15 protein-coding genes and 1 riboswitch are annotated in these 17,564 nt (G+C 73.1%); of the genes, 11 read left to right on the forward strand and 4 right to left on the reverse strand.

The features are described from left to right. Nucleotides 1–150: 150 nt before the first annotated feature. Nucleotides 151–747 (forward strand): TetR/AcrR family transcriptional regulator, encoded by a 597-nt coding sequence (locus ACIHEI_RS13445; protein WP_387634122.1) that lies wholly within the window; start codon nucleotides 151–153, stop codon nucleotides 745–747. A gap of 58 nt (nucleotides 748–805) precedes the next feature. Here ACIHEI_RS13445 and ACIHEI_RS13450 read toward each other — a convergent pair whose 3' ends face one another. Continuing rightward, complete coding sequence (locus tag ACIHEI_RS13450; RefSeq protein ID WP_392944078.1) at nucleotides 806–964, reverse strand: hypothetical protein; 159 nt, start codon at nucleotides 962–964, stop codon at nucleotides 806–808. A 103-nt stretch (nucleotides 965–1,067) separates the two neighbouring features. Between ACIHEI_RS13450 and ACIHEI_RS13455 the strand changes: the two genes are divergently transcribed. From ACIHEI_RS13455 to ACIHEI_RS13485, 7 genes are all read left to right on the forward strand, one after another. Further along, nucleotides 1,068–1,595 carry an STM3941 family protein gene (locus ACIHEI_RS13455; protein ID WP_396606728.1) on the forward strand — a complete coding sequence of 176 codons (528 nt, stop codon included), beginning with the start codon at nucleotides 1,068–1,070 and terminating at the stop codon, nucleotides 1,593–1,595. A gap of 119 nt (nucleotides 1,596–1,714) precedes the next feature. Further along, a complete protein-coding gene (locus ACIHEI_RS13460; RefSeq protein WP_396606729.1) occupies nucleotides 1,715–2,245 on the forward strand; it encodes an STM3941 family protein in 531 nt (176 codons plus the stop codon). Nucleotides 2,246–2,364: 119 nt separating this feature from the next. Further along, the gene (locus ACIHEI_RS13465; RefSeq protein ID WP_396606730.1) at nucleotides 2,365–3,642 is read left to right on the forward strand and encodes an STM3941 family protein; all 1,278 of its coding nucleotides are present in this window, start codon (nucleotides 2,365–2,367) and stop codon (nucleotides 3,640–3,642) included. A gap of 110 nt (nucleotides 3,643–3,752) precedes the next feature. Continuing rightward, nucleotides 3,753–4,271, forward strand: coding sequence for a SigE family RNA polymerase sigma factor (locus ACIHEI_RS13470; RefSeq protein WP_387634113.1), 519 nt, complete (start codon nucleotides 3,753–3,755; stop codon nucleotides 4,269–4,271). 83 nt (nucleotides 4,272–4,354) lie between these two features. Continuing rightward, complete coding sequence (locus tag ACIHEI_RS13475; RefSeq protein WP_396606731.1) at nucleotides 4,355–5,338, forward strand: hypothetical protein; 984 nt, start codon at nucleotides 4,355–4,357, stop codon at nucleotides 5,336–5,338. 61 nt (nucleotides 5,339–5,399) lie between these two features. Continuing rightward, nucleotides 5,400–7,532, forward strand: coding sequence for an AAA family ATPase (locus tag ACIHEI_RS13480; protein WP_396606732.1), 2,133 nt, complete (start codon nucleotides 5,400–5,402; stop codon nucleotides 7,530–7,532). Between the two features lie 276 nt (nucleotides 7,533–7,808). Beyond that, nucleotides 7,809–9,638 carry a hypothetical protein gene (locus ACIHEI_RS13485; protein ID WP_396606733.1) on the forward strand — a complete coding sequence of 610 codons (1,830 nt, stop codon included), beginning with the start codon at nucleotides 7,809–7,811 and terminating at the stop codon, nucleotides 9,636–9,638. 7 nt (nucleotides 9,639–9,645) lie between these two features. Here ACIHEI_RS13485 and ACIHEI_RS13490 read toward each other — a convergent pair whose 3' ends face one another. From ACIHEI_RS13490 to ACIHEI_RS13500, 3 genes are all read right to left on the reverse strand, one after another. After that, nucleotides 9,646–11,277, reverse strand: a complete 1,632-nt coding sequence (locus ACIHEI_RS13490; protein WP_396606734.1) for a translation initiation factor 2 — start codon at nucleotides 11,275–11,277, stop codon at nucleotides 9,646–9,648. 183 nt (nucleotides 11,278–11,460) lie between these two features. Then, on the reverse strand, nucleotides 11,461–13,329 hold the full coding sequence (locus ACIHEI_RS13495; RefSeq protein WP_396606735.1) for a flavin monoamine oxidase family protein: 1,869 nt from the start codon (nucleotides 13,327–13,329) through the stop codon (nucleotides 11,461–11,463). Nucleotides 13,330–13,461: 132 nt separating this feature from the next. Continuing rightward, nucleotides 13,462–14,211 (reverse strand): SMI1/KNR4 family protein, encoded by a 750-nt coding sequence (locus tag ACIHEI_RS13500; protein ID WP_396606736.1) that lies wholly within the window; start codon nucleotides 14,209–14,211, stop codon nucleotides 13,462–13,464. A gap of 94 nt (nucleotides 14,212–14,305) precedes the next feature. On the opposite strand from ACIHEI_RS13500, the gene ACIHEI_RS13505 reads away from it, so the two are divergent. The 3 genes from ACIHEI_RS13505 (at nucleotide 14,306) to ACIHEI_RS13515 (ending at nucleotide 17,407) form a co-directional block, all read left to right on the forward strand. Then, nucleotides 14,306–15,574, forward strand: a complete 1,269-nt coding sequence (locus ACIHEI_RS13505) for an MFS transporter (protein ID WP_396606737.1) — start codon at nucleotides 14,306–14,308, stop codon at nucleotides 15,572–15,574. Continuing rightward, complete coding sequence (locus ACIHEI_RS13510) at nucleotides 15,571–15,852, forward strand: sulfurtransferase TusA family protein (protein ID WP_396606738.1); 282 nt, start codon at nucleotides 15,571–15,573, stop codon at nucleotides 15,850–15,852. Before ACIHEI_RS13505 ends, ACIHEI_RS13510 begins: the two co-directional genes overlap by 4 nt. 906 nt (nucleotides 15,853–16,758) lie before the next feature. Next, nucleotides 16,759–16,903, forward strand: a riboswitch (cobalamin riboswitch). A 66-nt stretch (nucleotides 16,904–16,969) separates the two neighbouring features. Further along, nucleotides 16,970–17,407 (forward strand): acyl-CoA thioesterase, encoded by a 438-nt coding sequence (locus ACIHEI_RS13515; RefSeq protein ID WP_396606739.1) that lies wholly within the window; start codon nucleotides 16,970–16,972, stop codon nucleotides 17,405–17,407. Nucleotides 17,408–17,564: the final 157 nt, after the last annotated feature.

Raw genomic sequence — 17,564 nt, forward strand, 5'->3', positions numbered from 1 at the left:
GCCCGCAGCGGGGGACCCGGGAACGGTGAACAGGGAAAAGTCCGAGAAGGGACGGGGAAAACGTGGGCACGGGGGGGCGCGGGGCCGGGCCCGGGTGCGCGCGGCGGCCGGATCTGCGGCGGCGGTGAGGCCGACTGTCATACTGGCCGGGTGATCGACAGCGCCGCCGCACCTCAGACCAGTGGACGGGGCGCCGCACGCCGCAGCGCCCTCTTCGAGGAACTCGTCGCACTCTTCGTCGCCGAGGGCTTCGCCCAGTTCACGCTGGACGACCTCGCCGCCCGGCTGCACTGCTCCAAGCGCACCCTGTACGGACTGGCCGGCTCCAAGGAACAACTGGTCCGGGCGGCCGTCGTGCACTTCTTCCGGAGCGCCACCGCCCGGGTGGAGGCCGCACTGGCCGCAGAGACCGACCCGGCCGCCCGGCTGGCCGCCTACCTGCGCGCCGTCTCCGCCGAACTCGCCCCCGGCTCGGCCCGGTTCTTCGACGACCTGGCAGCCTTCGAACCCGCCGCCGAGGTCTACGGCCGCAACACCCGCGCCGCCGCCCGGCAGATCCAGCGGCTGATCGACGACGGCGTCGCGGAAGGCGCCTTCCGCGAGACCCACGTGGCGTTCGCGGCGGACGTCATCAGCTCGGTGATGGTCCGCATCCAGCGGCGCCAGGTCGCCGAGGCCACCGGCCTCGCCGACGCCGAGGCGTACGGGCACCTGGCCGAGCTGCTGCTGCACGGCCTGCTGCGCTGAGAGTCCTCCCGCTCAACTCCCGCACGGCCTGCTGCGCTGAGAGTCCTCCCGCTCAACCTCAACTCCCGCGCGGTGGCTCCGCGGCGGACTCGACCGGCCCGGAATCGCAGACCGGGCACCGCCCGCCCTCCCGCACCTTGCCGCACTCCTCGCAGACCAGATTCAGCCAGCAGGCGGGCTCGCCGCCCTCGCTCTCGACGCGCTCCACGGGGTCCATGACCTCCAGTGTGCCGCCGACGTCCGGCAGGTGGGAGAACGAGGTTCGCGGGCGGCCGCGAAACTCCGTGCAGGGCAAGAGCGTTGGCCTCTATCTTTGGCGGATGATCGACAAGGAACTCGCTGTTCCACCTCCCACCGTCTTCATGCCCCGGCGCGGCAGGGTCTGGCGTCAGCCGGCCGCCGCTGCAGCCGTCTTCGTAGTGGCCGCGCTGGTCGTCGCGGCGCAGCTGACCCCGATCCTGGTACTCCTGGGGGCGATCGCCCTTCCGGTATCCGGGCTGCTCGCGGTGATCGGCCTGAACACCCTGATCCGACGGACGCCCCAACTGGTCATGGACGCCGACGGGTTGACGGTCCCGCAGCTGGGACGGATCCACTGGGACGAGATCGCGGGAGTCCGCCCCTCGACGGCAGGCACCCACGAGGTGATCCTGCTGACCGGCCACCCCGGCGCACCCTTCCCGCCCCGCCCCCCGATGCTCGGACGCCTGGCCGTCCGCACCAACCGCCGGACGGGCACGCGCGAGGCCGTCTTCACCGTTGCCGCGCTGCCGATGGACGCGAAGGCGCTCATCGCGGACATGCGCCGGTACCACCCCGGCCTGACGGTCCTGCCGTCCGAGGACTGACGGCGCCGCCGTCGCGATGGGCGAGCAGGCGGGCGGTCAGGCAGGGGAGCTGCGGGGATTGCCAAGATTTGGGCACGGAAGACCTCGCGGCCCGGGAGCCCGATCGCTAGGTTGTGCGCGTGATCGACAAGGAACCCGCTGTTCCACCCCCCACCGTCCACCTCCCCCGGCGAGGGAGGCTCGGGCGTCAACTGGTGCTTTTCGCCGCCATCTTCGTGGTGGCCGCACTGGTGGTCGTCGCCGCGCGGCCGACCCCGATCCTGGTGATGCTGGGGGTGATCACCCTTCTGCTCTCCGGGCTGCTCGTGGTGGTCGGGCTGAACGCGATGATCCGGCGGACGCCGCTACTGGTGCTGGACGCCGACGGGTTGGAGCCCCCGCAGCTGGGACGGATCCACTGGGACGAGATCGCGGCGGTGCGGGCCGCGATGCTCGGCAGGAACGAGGTGATCCTGCTGATCGGCCATCCCGGCGCACCCTTCCCGCCCCGCCCCTCGATGCTCGGACGCCTGGGCCTCCGCACCAACCGCTGGATGGGCCTGCGCGTGACCTTCTTCGTGGTCACCTCCCTGCCGATGGACGCGAAGGCGCTCATCGCGGACATGCGCCGGTACCACCCCGGCCTGACGGTCCTGCCGTCCGAGGACTGACGGCGCAGCCGTCGCGGTGGGCGAGCAGGCGGGCGGTCAGGCAGGGGAGCTGCGCGGATTGCCAAGATTTGGGGACGGAAGCCCTCGTGGCCCGAGGGCCCGATCGCTAGCTTGTGCGCATGATCAACGACGTACCGGCGGTCCTGCCACCCACCGTCCACCGTCTCCCGCCCGCCAGGCGCACCCTGGTCCTGTGTGCGCTGTTCGTCGCGGCGGGCCTGGTGCTCGTGGTGTCGGGCGAGTCGGTGACGGCCGGTGTGGTCAGCATTCTGTTCTTCGGGCTCGGCGGCGCGGCGATGCTGGCGGTGCGGATCCAGTGGGGCCCGGAACTGGTGCTGGACGCCGACGGGTTGGAGGGCCGCCAGCTGGGCCGGATCCACTGGGCGGAGATCCGGACGGCGCGGTGCAGGGTCGCGGGCAACAAGTGGATGGTCGAACTCACTGGCCACCCCGGTGCGCTCTTCCCGCCCCGGCCGTCGAAGTTCGGCGCCTGGGTGACCCGCGCCAACCGCAAGGCGGAGTTCGGCACGGTCCAGATCCACCAGGACGTCCTGCCCGTCAACGTGGCAGAGGTCCTCGGCCAAATGCTCCTGTACCACCCGGACTTGACGCCCCTGCCACTCGCGGAGAGGACGATCGAGACCGCTCTGCGCACCCGCGTCGCCAAACCTCGAAACCGCCCCGAGAAGGACCGGCCCGAACCCATGCCGCCCACCCCGCCGCCCCCGGCCGAACCCGCGGAACCGGCCGAACCTGCGGAACCGGCCGAACCGGCCGACGCCGACCGCCTGGTCGCGGCCTTCCCGCCCCAACTGGCCGACGACGTCCGCGCGGCGCTGGTCGTCCTGCCGCCCGCCGGGCACCTGACGTCCCACGGGTTCACCGTCCAGGTCTCCGGCCGGCCGGTGGCCGTCCCCGTCCGGATCTACCACGACGAGCCGTCCGCCGAGGCGGTGAACGCGCTGACCCCGCGGCAGCGGCAACTCCTGCACTGCCTCTACACCCGGCACCACGACGGCCGGATCCGCCAGCGCCACCTGGAACGGATCGTCGGCTCGACCGACCCGTGGGTCGCCCCGTTCGTCCTCCAACTGGCTGGCGAATACGTGCTGGTGATCCTGCGCCTGATCCACGACCACCTCACCGAACTCGCCGCGCCCGGCACCGAGGGCCGCCGCGTCTACGGGCGGTTCGTCGCCGACAACCCGGCGTACTTCGCGCTCACCGGGCAGCGCGTACTGAGCTACTGGAACGCCTACCACCGCGACGCGTACCCGGACTTCCGGACCTACCCGGGCAGCGCCCTCCTTGACCTGCTCCGCGCCGCCGCCGATGACGCCGCAGATGACGCCGCCGATGACGAGGAGCCGCCACGAGTGAACCGGGTGCACCAATGAGGCGCCGGGAAACCACCGTTACCGAATCTTGATCTTGATGGCGCGACGAACGGCCCGGATGCGGCGTGTATTCAGCACGTCGACGAACACCTTTCCATCCGGGGGACCACATGACCGAGGGACTCGGCTTCGACGAGTTCGCGGCCAGTCGGGCACGTCGCCTGTTCCATCTCGCGTACCTGATGTGCGGGGACTGGCACCAGGCACAGGATCTCGTGCAGACCGCACTGTCCAAGATGTACCCGGTCTGGGGGAGGCTGCGGCGCGCCGACGGGGACGCCGGAGTCGACGCCTACGCGCGGAAGGTGCTGCTGCGCTGCTACCTGTCGCACCGCCGGCTGCGCCGCTCCACCGAACTCGCCGTCGCGGAGTTCCCCGAGGAGCCGGTGGTCGGCGCCCGGGAGGGCAGTTCGGCCGCCCTGCGGATCACCCTGGTGGCCGCGCTGCGCCAACTGCCGCCCAGAAACCGGGCCGCAGTGGTCCTCCGGTACCTGGAGGACTACAGCCTGGAGGAGACGGCGGAGGCGATGGGCATCACCGTCAGCGCCGTGAAGAGCCTCAACTCCCGTTCGATGACCCGCCTGCGCGCGATTCTCGGCCCGGACCGCGCCCTGCTGCTCCAGGACTGACCCGGGGCCGACGCCCCACCCCTCGGCAACCACCTCCCGCCACTTCTGTGACATACACCTGCCAGACCGGAAGGCATCGGACATTGGACCTGGACCTGGAGCTCTCCCGGATGATGGAGACGAGCGTCAAGGAACTGAGCGTCCCGGTTGCCGTGATCGTCGCCGAGAGCAACCGCCGGGGCCGCCGGCGCAGACTGGCCCGGCGGCTGCGGGTGGCGGGCGCCGCGCTCACCGTCGTCGCGCTGGCCGCGGTCGGCGCGAACGTCGGACTGTCCACCGTGGCCTCGAACCTGCCCGCCCACAGCACCGGCCCGGCCGGCGTGGGCATGCCCTCGCCCACCACCTCGCCGAGCCCGTCCGACGTCGCCGCGGCGAGTTCCGGGACCGAGTCCGGGACCGAGTCCGGGACCGAGTCGGGTCCGATGCTGGAGATGCCCCCGGCGTCCACGCTCGGTCGGCCGCCGAGCAGCGGCACCTCGGCCCCCAAGAGTCTGCAGACGTTCACGCCCGAGGCGGTGTTCGAGGCGCTCGGCGCCATGCTTCCCACGGACTACCGGTTCCTCAAGGACGCCGTCGTCCACCCCGGCCCGCTTCCCAGCGGCACCGCCGGGGTGGTGATGAAGTTCGTCGACGGCACCGGCCGACCCGCCACCCTGGAAATGACGATGCGCCAGTCGCGGCTGGTCTTCCCGAAGAACGGGCACGCGCCCACCGACCCCGGCGACCTGCCGTTCCAGTGCGCGGAGAGCGTCCTGGGCAACGGAGCCCGCACCGTCATGGGCTGCGAGTACGGCTTCCTGCCCGACGGCACCTGGGAGATGGTGGAGAGCAACGACGCGGTGGCGCCGACCCTGTACAACTACCGGGTCCGGCTGTGGCGGATCGACGGCACCGTCCTCGAGTTCACCGAATACAGCGGGACCCGCGACTTCACCGGCGACGGGGAGACCTTCGCCCGCGGCGACCAGCCGATGAACGCCCGCACCACGCCGCCGATCCCGATGCCCATCTGGCGCGGCGTCGCCGAGAGCCAGGACTGGCGCTGGTTCACCCTCCCCAAGGACTGACACCCCGCCCCGGTTGCGGCGTCTCCCGGTCAGGGCCCGTGCCACCGCGTAGGGTTGGCGCGTGACCGAACAGACGCGCAACGTGGTGGGCGACCACGCCCGGGTGGACACCGTGGTGCAGGCGCAGCACGTCAGCACGGTGAACATCCACCAGGCGGCCGCCGTCGTCCACGCCCCGGCCTTCGAACTGCCGCCGGAGCGCGCCCACTTCGTCGACCGCACCGAGGAACAGGCCCGCATCGCCGAGCTCCCCGAGCCGGACGGCACCAACCAGGGCACCCCGCAGGTGGTGACGATCAGCGGCCTGGGCGGCATCGGCAAGACCGCCCTGTGCCTGCGCGTCGGCCACCGCCTCGCCGAGCGCCACCCGGACGGCGCGCACTACGTCGACCTGGACGAGTACCGCCGCGACGGCGCGGTCGACCTGGCCGCCGTCCTCGCCGACCTGCTCTCCGGCCTCGGCGTCGAACGCGCCTGGCTGGCAACGGACTTCCGCTCGCTGGCCCGCCAGTACTGGGCCCGCACCCGCGGCGGCCGCCGACTCCTGGTGATCGACAACGCCCGCACCGGCGCCGAGGTCCAGCCGCTGCTCCCCGCCTCCGTCGCCAGCCTGGTACTGGTCACCAGCCACGGCCCGCTGTACGACCTCGGCGACACCGCCCCGCTGGAGCTCGCCCTCGCGCCGCTCTCCACCGACCACACCGCCGAACTGCTGCGCCTGCTGTTCGGCGACAAGCGCTGGGCCGCCGCCGACCCCGCCACCGTGCACACCCTGGCCACCGCCTGCGCCGGACTCCCCAAGGCCGCCGAGGTGGCCGGCGAACTCGCCCGCCGCGTCCCGCACCGCACCCTCGCCGCGCTCGCCGAACGCCTCACCGCCGAACTCCACCAGCAGGGAAGCAGGCCCGTGGAAGCCGTCTGGGACGCCGCCTACGCCGAACTCGGCGACGACGCCGCCCAGTTGTACCGCACCCTGGCCGAGTGCCCCGGCCCGTTCGCCACCGAGTACACCGCCGCCGCGCTGCTCGGCCAGGGCCTGGCGGCCGCCGAGGACGCCCTCGCCGAACTCGTCGCCGCCGGACTGCTCGACTACCGGGCCGGCGGTTACCGCCGACACGCCCTGGTCCGCGGCCACGCCGACCGCCGGGCCCGGCAGGCCGACCCGGACGGCACCGAACGTGCCGACGCCCGCCGCCGCGTCCTGCACTGGCTGCGCCGCCAGAGCGCCCGCGCCGACCTGGTGATGGCCGGCGCCCGCCTCACCGTCGAAGCGGAGGTGCCGCCGCTGCCGGGCGTCCCCGACGCCGACCTCGGCACCGTCAAGTCCCAGGCGCTGCACTGGATGGAGGCCAACCGGCAGGCCCTGTACGGCGCCGTCGCGCTCGCCCACGACAGCGGCCGCGACCAGGACGCCGTGGCACTCGCCGAATCGCTGTGGACGCACTTCCTCGACCACCCCCGGCACGCCGACGCCATCGAGGCCTTCGCCGCGGCCGTGGCCGCCGCCGACCGCGCCGACCGGCTGCCCGCCCGGATCCGCACCCGCTGCCTGCTCGCCCGGCCGCTGTGGGAGACCGCCCGCTTCGAGGAGGCCGCCACCGCCCTCGACCGAGCCCGCGCCCTCGCCGACCTGCTCGGCGACGCCTCCGCCGACCGCCGACTCGCCGCCTCCGCCATCGACTTCCACGGCCAACTCGCCCTCGCCGAAGGCCAATGGGCCACCGAACACCGCGACGCCGACACCGCCCGCGCGCACTTCGCCACCGCCCGCGCCGACTTCGACGCGGCCCGCGCCATCCACCAGGAGATCGGCAACGCGTACGGCGCCGCGCTGCAGACCTACCAGTGCGCCAAGGCCGCTGCCGCCGCCGACCAGCCGGACGCCGCCGACCTGTTCGCCCGGGCGTACCAGGCGTTCACCGGCATGCCGGGCCGTCAACGCATCTCCGCCCGTGCCCGCTTCGGCCTCGGCCAGGCCCTGCTGCGGGCGGGCCAATTCCTCGACGCAGAGCCCCACTTGACCGCCGCACTCGCCGACGCCGAAGCCCGCCGCTCCACCTTCGACGAGGCCCGCATCCGCACCGACCTCGCCACCCTCGCCGAGCGCACCGGCCACCCCCAGGACGCCGCCCGCCACCGCGCCAGGGCCGCCGAACTGCGCGCCGCGCACGGCGGTGTACCGGACAGCGAGTAGGCCGCGGACCGGACCGCGATCGATCTGCGGGTTCTGCCCCCGCAGCGGGTCCCGGTCCGGTGGATCGTTCTGCGCGGCGTGAGTTCAACTGGCGGATTTGGAGCGGGAGTTCGTCAAGCCGTCGCTTGACGTGTGCGTGGCGCACTGGCTGGTCTCCGGCAGTCCGATTGGGCGAAGGCCCGTGGCGGACGGCAGCCCCGGCCGCGTCACCGCTCGAACGGATGCCCCGAAGTGCGGGCGCCGCCATGGCTTCTTACGTTTTGTTGAGGAGTCCCCATGCCCATCCGTACCCTCCGCGTGGCCGCCGCGTTCGCTGCCGCCTCCGTCCTGCCCATGGCCCTGAGCCTCGGTGCCCAGGGCGCCCCCGCACGCCCGCTGCCCGCCGACGGCCAGGGCGCCCCCGCACGCCCGCTGCCCGCCAAGGGCCAGGGCGCCCCCGCGAGCCCGCTGCCCGCCAAGGGCCAGAGCGTCTCCGTGAGCCCGCTGCCCGCCAAAGGCCAGACCGTCACCAGCTCGCCAACGCCCGGTATCGCCTCGAAGGGATACGGAACCGCGTTCACCCCGACCGTCAAGAACCCCGCGACGGCCACCCAGGCCGAACTCGCCGCAGCCGGCGTCGCGAAACCCCAGGGCCTCTCCGCCGGAGCTGCCGCTTCCTCGGTCAATGGCGCGATCACCCGCGACGAGGTCATCGCCCGCGCCCAGTCCTGGGTCGACCAGGGCGTCCCGTACAGCCAGACCAGCTACTGGACGGACTCCAACGGCACCTACCGCCAGGACTGTTCCGGATTCATCTCGATGGCCTGGCACCTCTCGACGGCCGGCACCAACTACGGCGACACGACCTGGACGCTGCCCAACTACGCTACACAGCTCGGAAGTTACGACGACCTGAAGCCCGGCGACATGCTGGACAACATCGACACCCACGTCGTGCTCTTCAAGGAATGGGCCGACTCGGGCCACACCGTCGCCACCGTGATGGAGGAAGCCCACAGCGGCACCAACGCGCGCATCTCCACCCGGACCCGCAGCGATCTCACCTCGGGCAACTTCAGGCCCTACCGCTACGACAACATCCTGGACAGCGCCCCTGCCCCCACGTCCCTGTCGCACTCCTCCTCGACGGTGGTGGACCAGAACGGCACGGTGCGGGTCTACCGTCGCGGGGCGGACAGCCACATCTACGAGAACCACCTGGACAAGGGCGGCCCGTGGTCGGGCTGGTGGGACATGGGCGGCAACGTGGCCGGTCAGCCGGCCGCGACGGTGGCCAAGGACGGGACGATCATCGTTGTCGGCGTGGGTGCCGACCACGTCCTCTACGAGGCCGACCTGCGTCCGTTCCAGGGCTGGAACAAGTGGATGAACCTCGGTGGCAGCAACCTGGACAACAACCCCGCCGCGGTCACCGACAACAACGGCACCGTCCGGGTGTACGCGCACGGTACCAACGGCCACCTGTACGAGAAGACCGTCGTCCCGGGTGAGCCGTGGTCGGTGACGTGGGACATGGGCGGCGACAACTACCTGACCGGCTCTCCCTCCGCCACTGTCGCGAAGGACAACACCGTCATCGTGGTCGCCGTCGGCGCCGACCACAGGCTCCACGAGAACGACCTCCGCCCGAACCAGAAGTGGAACGTCGGCATGGACCTCGGCGGCAGCAACCTGGACCACAACCCCGCCGCGATCACCGACAACAACGGCACCGTCCGGGTGTACGCGCACGGCACCAACGGTCACCTGTACGAGAAGACCGTCGTCCCGGGTGAGCCGTGGTCGGTGACGTGGGACATGGGTGGCAACTACAACCTGGTCGGCTCGCCCTCCGTCGCCATCGGCCAGGACAACACCGTCATCGTGGTCGCCCACGGTGCCGACCGAAAGCTCTACGAGAACGACCTCCGTCCGAACCAGCCCTGGAACATCGGCATGGACCTCGGCGGCGAAATCCTCGCCGGTTCGCCCTCCACGGTCACCGACACCGACGGCACGGTCCGGGTCTACTCCGGCGCCACCAACGGTAACGTCTTCGAGAAGTCCGTCGTCCCCGGCCAGCCCTGGTCCGTGATGTGGAGCCTGGGAGGCAGCTTCCCCGCCTGATCGCCGGTCACAGCTCCGCGTCGAGCTCCTCCGCGCGGGCCGGGCGGACGGTGAGGCGGGCGGTGAACGGGCCCAGCACGCAGTCGAGTTCGAAAGGGCCGTCGGCTGTCGGGTGGGCGCCGAGCCAGGCGTGGACGGCGGAGACGGCGGCGGTCGGGTCGATGCGGTGGATGCGCCCACCGGACCGGCCCGGGGCGAGCTGCACGGTGAACGGGCCGCGGTGGCGGTGCCGCAGCACGAAACGGTCGGCGGACAGGACGGCCGCGGCGGTCAGGCAGGCGGGGAGTTCGGCGAGCACGTGGGCGGTCCAGCCGGCCACCGTCCAGCGGCCGGAGCCCGGGCGCCGCCACAGCACGGCGGCGCTGCGCACCTGGGCCAGCGCGGCCACCGGGTGCTCGGCGGACAGGTGGTGGATCGGCAGCTCGGTCGCGGCCGGGAAGCGCTCCACCCGCACCCGCTGCCCGTCCACCTCGGCGCGCACCGCGAGCGCCGGCGCGGCCGACCGCGGCACCGACGGCAGGGGCAACGGCTGGGCCAGCACCGGCTGCCGCGGGGGCGTCAGGTCGAGCAGCCGGTACAGCTCGGTGCGCAGCAGGCCCAGCGCCTGCCCGGGTCGGTCGAACGCGTCGGCGGCCGGGCCGGGGGGAGCGGCGGCCGGGGTGAGGTCGCGGACGGTGTCCAGCCCGGTGAAGCGTGGTGCGGCGGCCAGCAGCCGGGCCATCGGGGTGCCGGCGATCAACTCCCGGCCGCCGTCGTAGGCGTTCAGCACCGGACGGCCGAGCGCGGCGGCGTACAGCGCGGTGGAGCCGTGGTCGGTGATCACCGCGTCGGCGGCGACCAGGACCGCCGCCCAGTCCTGGTGCGGGGACGGCAGCAGCAGACCGGCCCGCAGCTCGGGACGGAACTGCTCGGCGAGATCGAGCCGACTGCGCTCGCCGACCTCGTTGGGGTGCACCAGCAGCGCGACCCGGTACCGGTCCACCGGCAGGCCGAGCACCAACTCTCCCGGCAGATCAGGGCGTTGGACCAGCAGACTCTCCGGCCCCCAGGTGGAGAGCACCGCCAGCAAGGTCCGGTCGCCGAGGTCGAGCGCGGCCCGGTACGCCTCGCGGCGGGGGTCGGACTCCAGCATCCGGTCCAGCGTCGGATCGCCGACGACGACCGCGCGGGTGGCCGCCGGCGGGCAGAACTCGGCCAGCCGGGACAGCTGTTCGGCATGACCGAGACCGTGCAGATCGGCCCACGGCGCGCCGTCGGAGAGCAGGAACGCCGGGTCGAGGCCGGACGGCAGCTCGGGCGAACCCTCCTCGCGCAGCGCCTTGTTGAAGCCCGCGCCGTGCGGCAGCAGCGCCCGGGCCCGAGCGGACAGGCTGGCCAGCGCGCCCTTCGGGCTGGTGGTCAGGACCAGGTCGAACGGCCGGGCGGTGGCCTGCTCGAAGTCGATCACCCGGGCGCCGGAACGGTCCAGCGCTGCCAGCGCCTCCAGATCGAACCGGGAACCCGGCACCAGCGTGAACCAGCGGGAGATCCGCCCGTCGCCCTCGAACACCGGCAGTACGTCCAGCAGTCGGTGCAGTGCCACCGCCGAGCGGAACGCCAGCAGCACGGAGCGCCGCTGGTCCCCGCCGGTGTCACGCATGGGCCGATGGTATCCGTGCGCCCGCCGGGACGCCCTCCGGGACACGGCCGCTGATAGCCGGTCGGGCAGCGCGAGGCCCGGCCTGATCCGCCGTCGGAAAGGCTCGGGCCGGGACGGCGAAACGCCTGCCGCCGGTGCCCGATTGACGAGACATCGGGTACCGGCGGCGGGTGTTGTGAATGGTCAGACCGTGTTGGCGACCTGCAGGGCGGCCTCCACGCCGGAGGCGATCGCGCCGGCGATCCACGCGTGGTAGCGCGGCTGGCAGTGGTCGCCGGCGAAGAACAGCTTCCCTTCGACGGGCGTCGCCACGTGCGGGCCGAGGCTGAGCAGCTGCCCGGGCGTCTCGATGACGGCCTCGCCCAGCGCCCAGCGGTTGCGCAGCCAGGACTGCGAGACGTGCCGGTCGGTGACGTAGCGCCGGATCCGCTCGCCGTACAGGCCGGTCAGGTGCTCCAGCGCCTCGGTGTGCCGGTCGGCGGGGGTGAGGGCGTCGAAGCGCAGCGCGTCCTCCGCCCAGTTGTAGGCGGCCAGCACGACACCGCCGGGCGCGCCGCCGTCGCTGGGGTGGGAGGGGAAGTAGATGAACCGGCTGGCCTCGTCGGAGATGCAGCCGCCGCCGACCGCGGCCACCGCCGCGCCGTGCGGGGCGGGCTTGTAGTCGTTGCCGAGCTTGCTCTTCCAGGTGTTCTCGTCCCACTCCCACCAGCGCTCGGTGAACTCCAGCAGCACCTTGTGCGCGGTGTCGTGCTTGAGTTCGTTGATCGCGCGGCGCTTGCCGTAGGGGAGCAGCGGCTCGAAGTCGACGTGCCGCAGCGCCGCGAACGGCACCGCCAGCACCACCATGTCCGCCCGGTAGTCGGTGGACTTGCCGCCGATCGCGCCGTCGCAGGCCTCGTCCTCCGGGCCGCTCTCGGGCTCGGCCGTCACCGTCACGCCGTGCTCGTCGGTGCGGACCCGGGTGGCCACCTGGCCGCGCGCGATCGTCAGGCCCTTGGAGAGTGCCTCGGTGAGGGCGTCGGTGCCCGCGTTGAACTCGAAGTAGGTGACGGACGGGTTGATGTCGCCCGCGTCGAACACGGAGTGCAGGAAGCCGTAGGACAGCCGACTGGTCAGGTTCTCCAGCGTGCCGACCGCCTGGATCTGGGCGTCGCCCCAGCCCTCGCCCTCCTGCAGGTAGCGCAGCAGCGAGTAGCCGTCCATGTCGTACAGCAGCTCGGCCATGCCGGTGACGCGCTCGGCGATCGGCTTGTCCGTCCAGGTGCCGTCCTTGTTCTTGTCCATGGTGTAGCCGCGGGCGGTGTCGAGTGCCTTGTCGAAGGCCTTCGAGGTGGTCTGGTTGCTGTCCCAGCCGAAGCTCTTGTTGATCGGCGCCGGGTCCTGCGCGTACTGCTGCTTGGTGACGGTCTGCCCGTTGACGTGCAGGAAGCGGCTGCCGAGGCCCTTCGGCGCGACGTACGCGGGCGCTTCGCCGCTGGCGAACTCCTCGCCCGTCCACGACTTGTAGACCACCTTGGCGTCGTGCGAGACCTCGTCCGGCACCGGCGGGAGGTCCACCAGGTCGAACGGGCGGCGCGGCACCTTCAGGTGGTCGGCCAGCGCGAGGGTGAGCACGTGGCTGGACGGGATGCGCATCGCGCCGGCCTCCGCGTGCAGCCGGGAGTCCTGCCACACCTCGCCGCGGAAGGTCTTCACCCGGCCGCCCACCCGGCTGCGGTTCGCCTCCAGCACCCGCACCTTGTGGCCCGCCGCCTGCAACAGCCGGGCGCACACCATGCCGGCCACGCCCGCGCCGACCACCAGGACGTCGCGCGTCTCGGTCTTCTTCACGCGCTGACGGCCGGTCAGCAGCTTCAGGTACTCGAGCGTCAGGTCATTGTGGTCGGCGTCGGTCAGCAGGATCCGGCGCGCCATGACGAGCGCCGCCGCCTTCCGCGCCGGGTCGGACGGAGCCGCGTCCGCCGCACGAGAGGTGTCGGCCCCGGGGCCGGCCAGGGCGGCGGCCGTCACCGCGCCGCCGGAGGCAAAGAGGAGTCCGCGTCGAGAGATCATCGGCCCAGCGTGGCAGCGCGCCGCGCCCCGGAACGCGCGCTCCGCCCATCGAGTCCCTTTCACCACTCGCACGGGGGGCGTTCGTCGCACCCGCTCAGCGCGCCCCTCCCGATATGTGCGCCGGGCGCTCGTTCAGCACACCCAGTCGGCGGGGTACGCCTCCCGGAACGCCGTCAACTCCTCGGCGGTGCGCGCGTGGACGTGCAGCCAGCACAGGTCCTCGCCGCCGTCGTGCCGGACCAGCAGGCCCGGGGCCGCGTACCAGCGCAGCGGCGACTCGTCGGGGCCGGTCCACATCGGATGGTCCGGCAGCGGGAGCCGGTGGACGTGGCGGAACAGCGCGGGGAAGTGCGCGGCGGGCAGTTCGCAGGAGTCGGCGTGGGCGCCGTCCGCCAGCAGCGACTCGATCAGCACCAGCTCCACCCAGGCGAGCGAGACGCGCTCCAGGAACGGCACCCACCCGTCCCGGGACTCGACCAGCACCGGCGGGTCCGCCTCGGACAGCCGGTCGAGCGGGATGCCCCAGGCCGCCGCGCTCTGGTTCTCCACCCGGAACACCAGCACGCGGTCCGCGGTGTCCGTCGCCTCCGACGTGAACAGCCCGGACGGCGGGAGCAGCGGGTCCTGCGCCGAGGTCAGGTCCGTCCGGCGGCCGAGCAGGCGGTATCCGGCGCGCAGCGCGGCAGGCAGTTCGAGCTCCAATTCCCGTCCTGTTGACGCCAGTTCTTCCTCCGGGCAGCCGTCCTCGGGGCGCAGCGGCCGCCCCAACCAGGTGTCGGCGTACCAGCGCAGGAACGCCCATGCGGCGTGCTGGTCGGGCAGGCCGCCGCGGAGGGCGAGCGCGGCGTCGGGGGAGTCCTGGGCGTCGGGGCGAGTGTGCACGGGCGGGGACGGTAGCAGTGCGGTCGGACGCGGTCTGCCGGGAGGGGCGGCCGATATGGTATTCCACAGAACCATGGAGAATCGAGGAACGTCCGTGACCAGTACCACCGCGCCGCCACCCGCCGAACTCGCCGCCGACCCCGCCGTTCAGCGGCACATCCTGCGGGTCCTGGTCACCTCCCAGATCCTCAGCGGAGCCGGACTGGCCGCCGGCATCACCGTCGGGGCGCTGCTCGCCCAGGACATGCTCGGCAGCACCGGGCTGGCCGGGCTGCCCAGCGCGCTGTTCACCGCCGGCAGCGCGCTCGCCGCGATCGTGGTCAGCCGAATATCCGCCGCCCGCGGCCGTCGCCCCGGACTCGCCCTCGGGTACGCCACCGGCGCCGTCGGCAGCGTCGGCGTGATCGCCGCCGCCGCGCTCCACAGCCCCGTCCTGCTGTTCCTCGCGCTGTTCGTCTACGGCGCCGGAACCGCCACCAACCTCCAGGCCCGGTACGCCGGAGCCGACCTCGCCGCACCCGGGCACAGGGCCCGGGCGATCTCCACCGTGCTGGTCGCCACCACCCTCGGCGGTGTCCTCGGCCCCAACCTGGCCGACCCCACCGGCGCCCTCGCCGAGGCCCTGCACCTGCCCCGCCTCGCCGGACCGTTCCTGCTGGGAGGCGTCGCCTACGCCGCCGCCGCGATCGTCCTCGCCACCCGGCTGCGCCCCGACCCGCTGCTGCTCGCCCGCGCCGCCGCCGCGGCCACCCCGACCGCCGAGGCCGACACCTCCGCCGCCACCGACGCCACGTCAACCGCCCGCGTTCGCAACCGCGTCCTGCTCGGAGCGCAGGTCATGGTGGTCACCCAGCTCGTCATGGTCGGCGTGATGACCATGACGCCCGTCCACATGCACGACGCCGGACAGAGCACCGCCGCCGCCGGATTCGTCATCTCCCTGCACGTCGCCGCGATGTACCTGCCCTCCCCGCTCACCGGACGGCTCGTCGACCGGTACGGCCCGCTCGCCATCGGCGCCGCCGCCGGACTCACCCTGCTCGCGGCCGGCACGCTCGCCGCCGTCGCCCCCGCGGACTCCGCCCCACTGCTCGCCCTCGCGCTCGTTCTGCTCGGCCTCGGCTGGAACTTCGGCCTGGTCTCCGGCACCGCGATCCTCACCGACGCCGTCCCGCTCGCCACCCGCGCCAAGACCCAGGGCAGCATCGACGTCGCCATCGCCATCTCCGGCGCCACCGGCGGCCTCGCCTCCGGCACCGTCGTCGACCTGGCCGGCTACCCCGTCCTCGCCTTCGGCGGCGGCCTGCTCGCCCTGCTGATCCTCCCCGCCCTCGCCACCGCCGCCACCCGGGCCAAGCGATGACCGACCACCAGACGCCCCAACTCACCGTCGACGGACGCGGATTGCTCTGCGTCACCCTCCTGCTGCGCCTGCGCGCCGCCATCACCGACGCCCCCGCCGGCACCATCGTCCACGTCCACGCCACCGACCCCGCCGCCCCCCTCGACCTCCCCGCCTGGTGCCACCTCACCGGCCACCACTACCTCGGCCCCATCTCCGCCGAGACCTACGCCCTCCGCCTGACCGCCACCCCCACCCCCACCCGCCCCGACGCCCCATGGCACCGCCAAGCGGACTGACGCCCCTCCGGGCGGACGCCGGGTGGTCCCGCCGCTGCCGAGCCCTGCGCGCCGCGCCCGACCCGCGCCGACGCCCCGTGGCGCCCCCGGCGGACTGATGCCTTTGGGGTGGAGCGCCTCGCGGTCGTGTTGCTGCCGGGTTCGTTTGTGCTGCGCCTGGTGGACTGCCGCCACTCCACGCGGAGCGCCCTGCGGTCGCGTCGCTGCCGAGCCGTTCGCGCTGCGCCTGGCAGCCGATCCGCCCCCCGACCCGTGCCGCGTGGACTGACGTCACTCCACGCGGAGCGCCCTGCGGTCGCGTCGCTGCCGAGCCGTTCGCGCTGCGCCCGGCAGCCGATCCGCCCCCCCGACCCGTGCCGACGTCCCGTGACACCGCCCGGCGGACGTACACCCCTCCGAGCGGGCGCAGGGCAGGGCGCCTCGCGTGACCTCCCCGCCCGTCACGGCTACTTCGTTCCCGTCGCCGTCGAGGCCTTCGCGCCTATCCATCGACCCGCCCTCACCCGCCCCGACGCCTGCGCCCTCACCCGCCCCGACGCCTGCGCCGACGCCCGCGCCGATGCCCGCCCCGACGCCCGTGACATCGCCCGGCGGACCCGGTCCCGTCGCCGTCGAGGCCTTCGCGCTGCGCCGGCCGCCGGTCCGACCCTCACCCGCCCGACGCCTCGTGGCTGCCCGGCGAACCGACCCCCTCGGGGGCGTGACCTTCTCACCGGTCGCCCCCGTCCCGCCGGCCGCCGCCGAAACCTCGCGTCGGATCATCGACCCGCCCCCACCCGCCCCGACGCCCCGCGGGCCGACAGCTCCCCGGCCTCCCGGCCGGAGGGCGGACTGAGCACCTCGGATGGGGATATAGGCTGGTCGGGCAGCGGTTCGCCCCCGTCCGAGCCAGGGCTGGAGCGTCGCAAGAGGGAACCTGGTGCGAGTCCAGGACTGCCTCGCAGCGGTGAGCGGGAACGACCGCCGTCACATGCACTGGGCCCGACCGGTCCGGGAAGCGACGGCCAGTAGACAGGCCCTCCTGGGGAGATGCCCGCGAGTCCGAAGACCTGCCGCCGCCCGCGGTGCCCACCGGCGCCGCGGATCGTCCAGCCGTGACTCGCGAAGGAGAGTTGACGTGGCAGATCAGACCGTCGCACCTGTGGTGTCCGCCGCAAAGCCCGCACAGGCGTCCGAGGTGACGCTCGCGCACATCATGAGTGAGCACGACACCAACCTCTACGGCACCATCCACGGCGGCGTGGTGATGAAGCTCATCGACGACGCCGCCGGCGCGGCCGCCGCCCGGCACGCCGAAGGCCCGGCGGTCACCGCCGCCGTGGACAGCATGACGTTCCTGGCCCCGGTCCGGGCCGGCGACCTGCTCACCGCGCACGCCGAGCTGGAGCGGGCGGGGCGTACCTCGATGACCGTCCATGTCACCGTCACGGCCGAGCGCTGGAACGCCACGGGGCCGGTCACCCGGGTCGCCACCGGTCGGCTCACGTTCGTCGCCATCGACGCCGACAGCCACCCGCGTCCCGTCCCGGCCCTGCTGGAACCCGCGGCTGCCTGACGCGGCGCCACCGTCCGTGAGCCCGGAATGCCGTCCCACCTGGCGTTCCGGGCTCATGACTGTCGCCGCCGCAAGGTGATCACCCTCACGTAGGGACAAACCGCACCATTGCGGACGGCGTGTGATCGACATGTTCCGTTCAAGCTCCGATTACCCC

Origin of the sequence: Kitasatospora sp. NPDC051984 (assembly GCF_044593455.1) — a bacterium.
Classification (GTDB): Bacteria; Actinomycetota; Actinomycetes; order Streptomycetales; family Streptomycetaceae; genus Kitasatospora.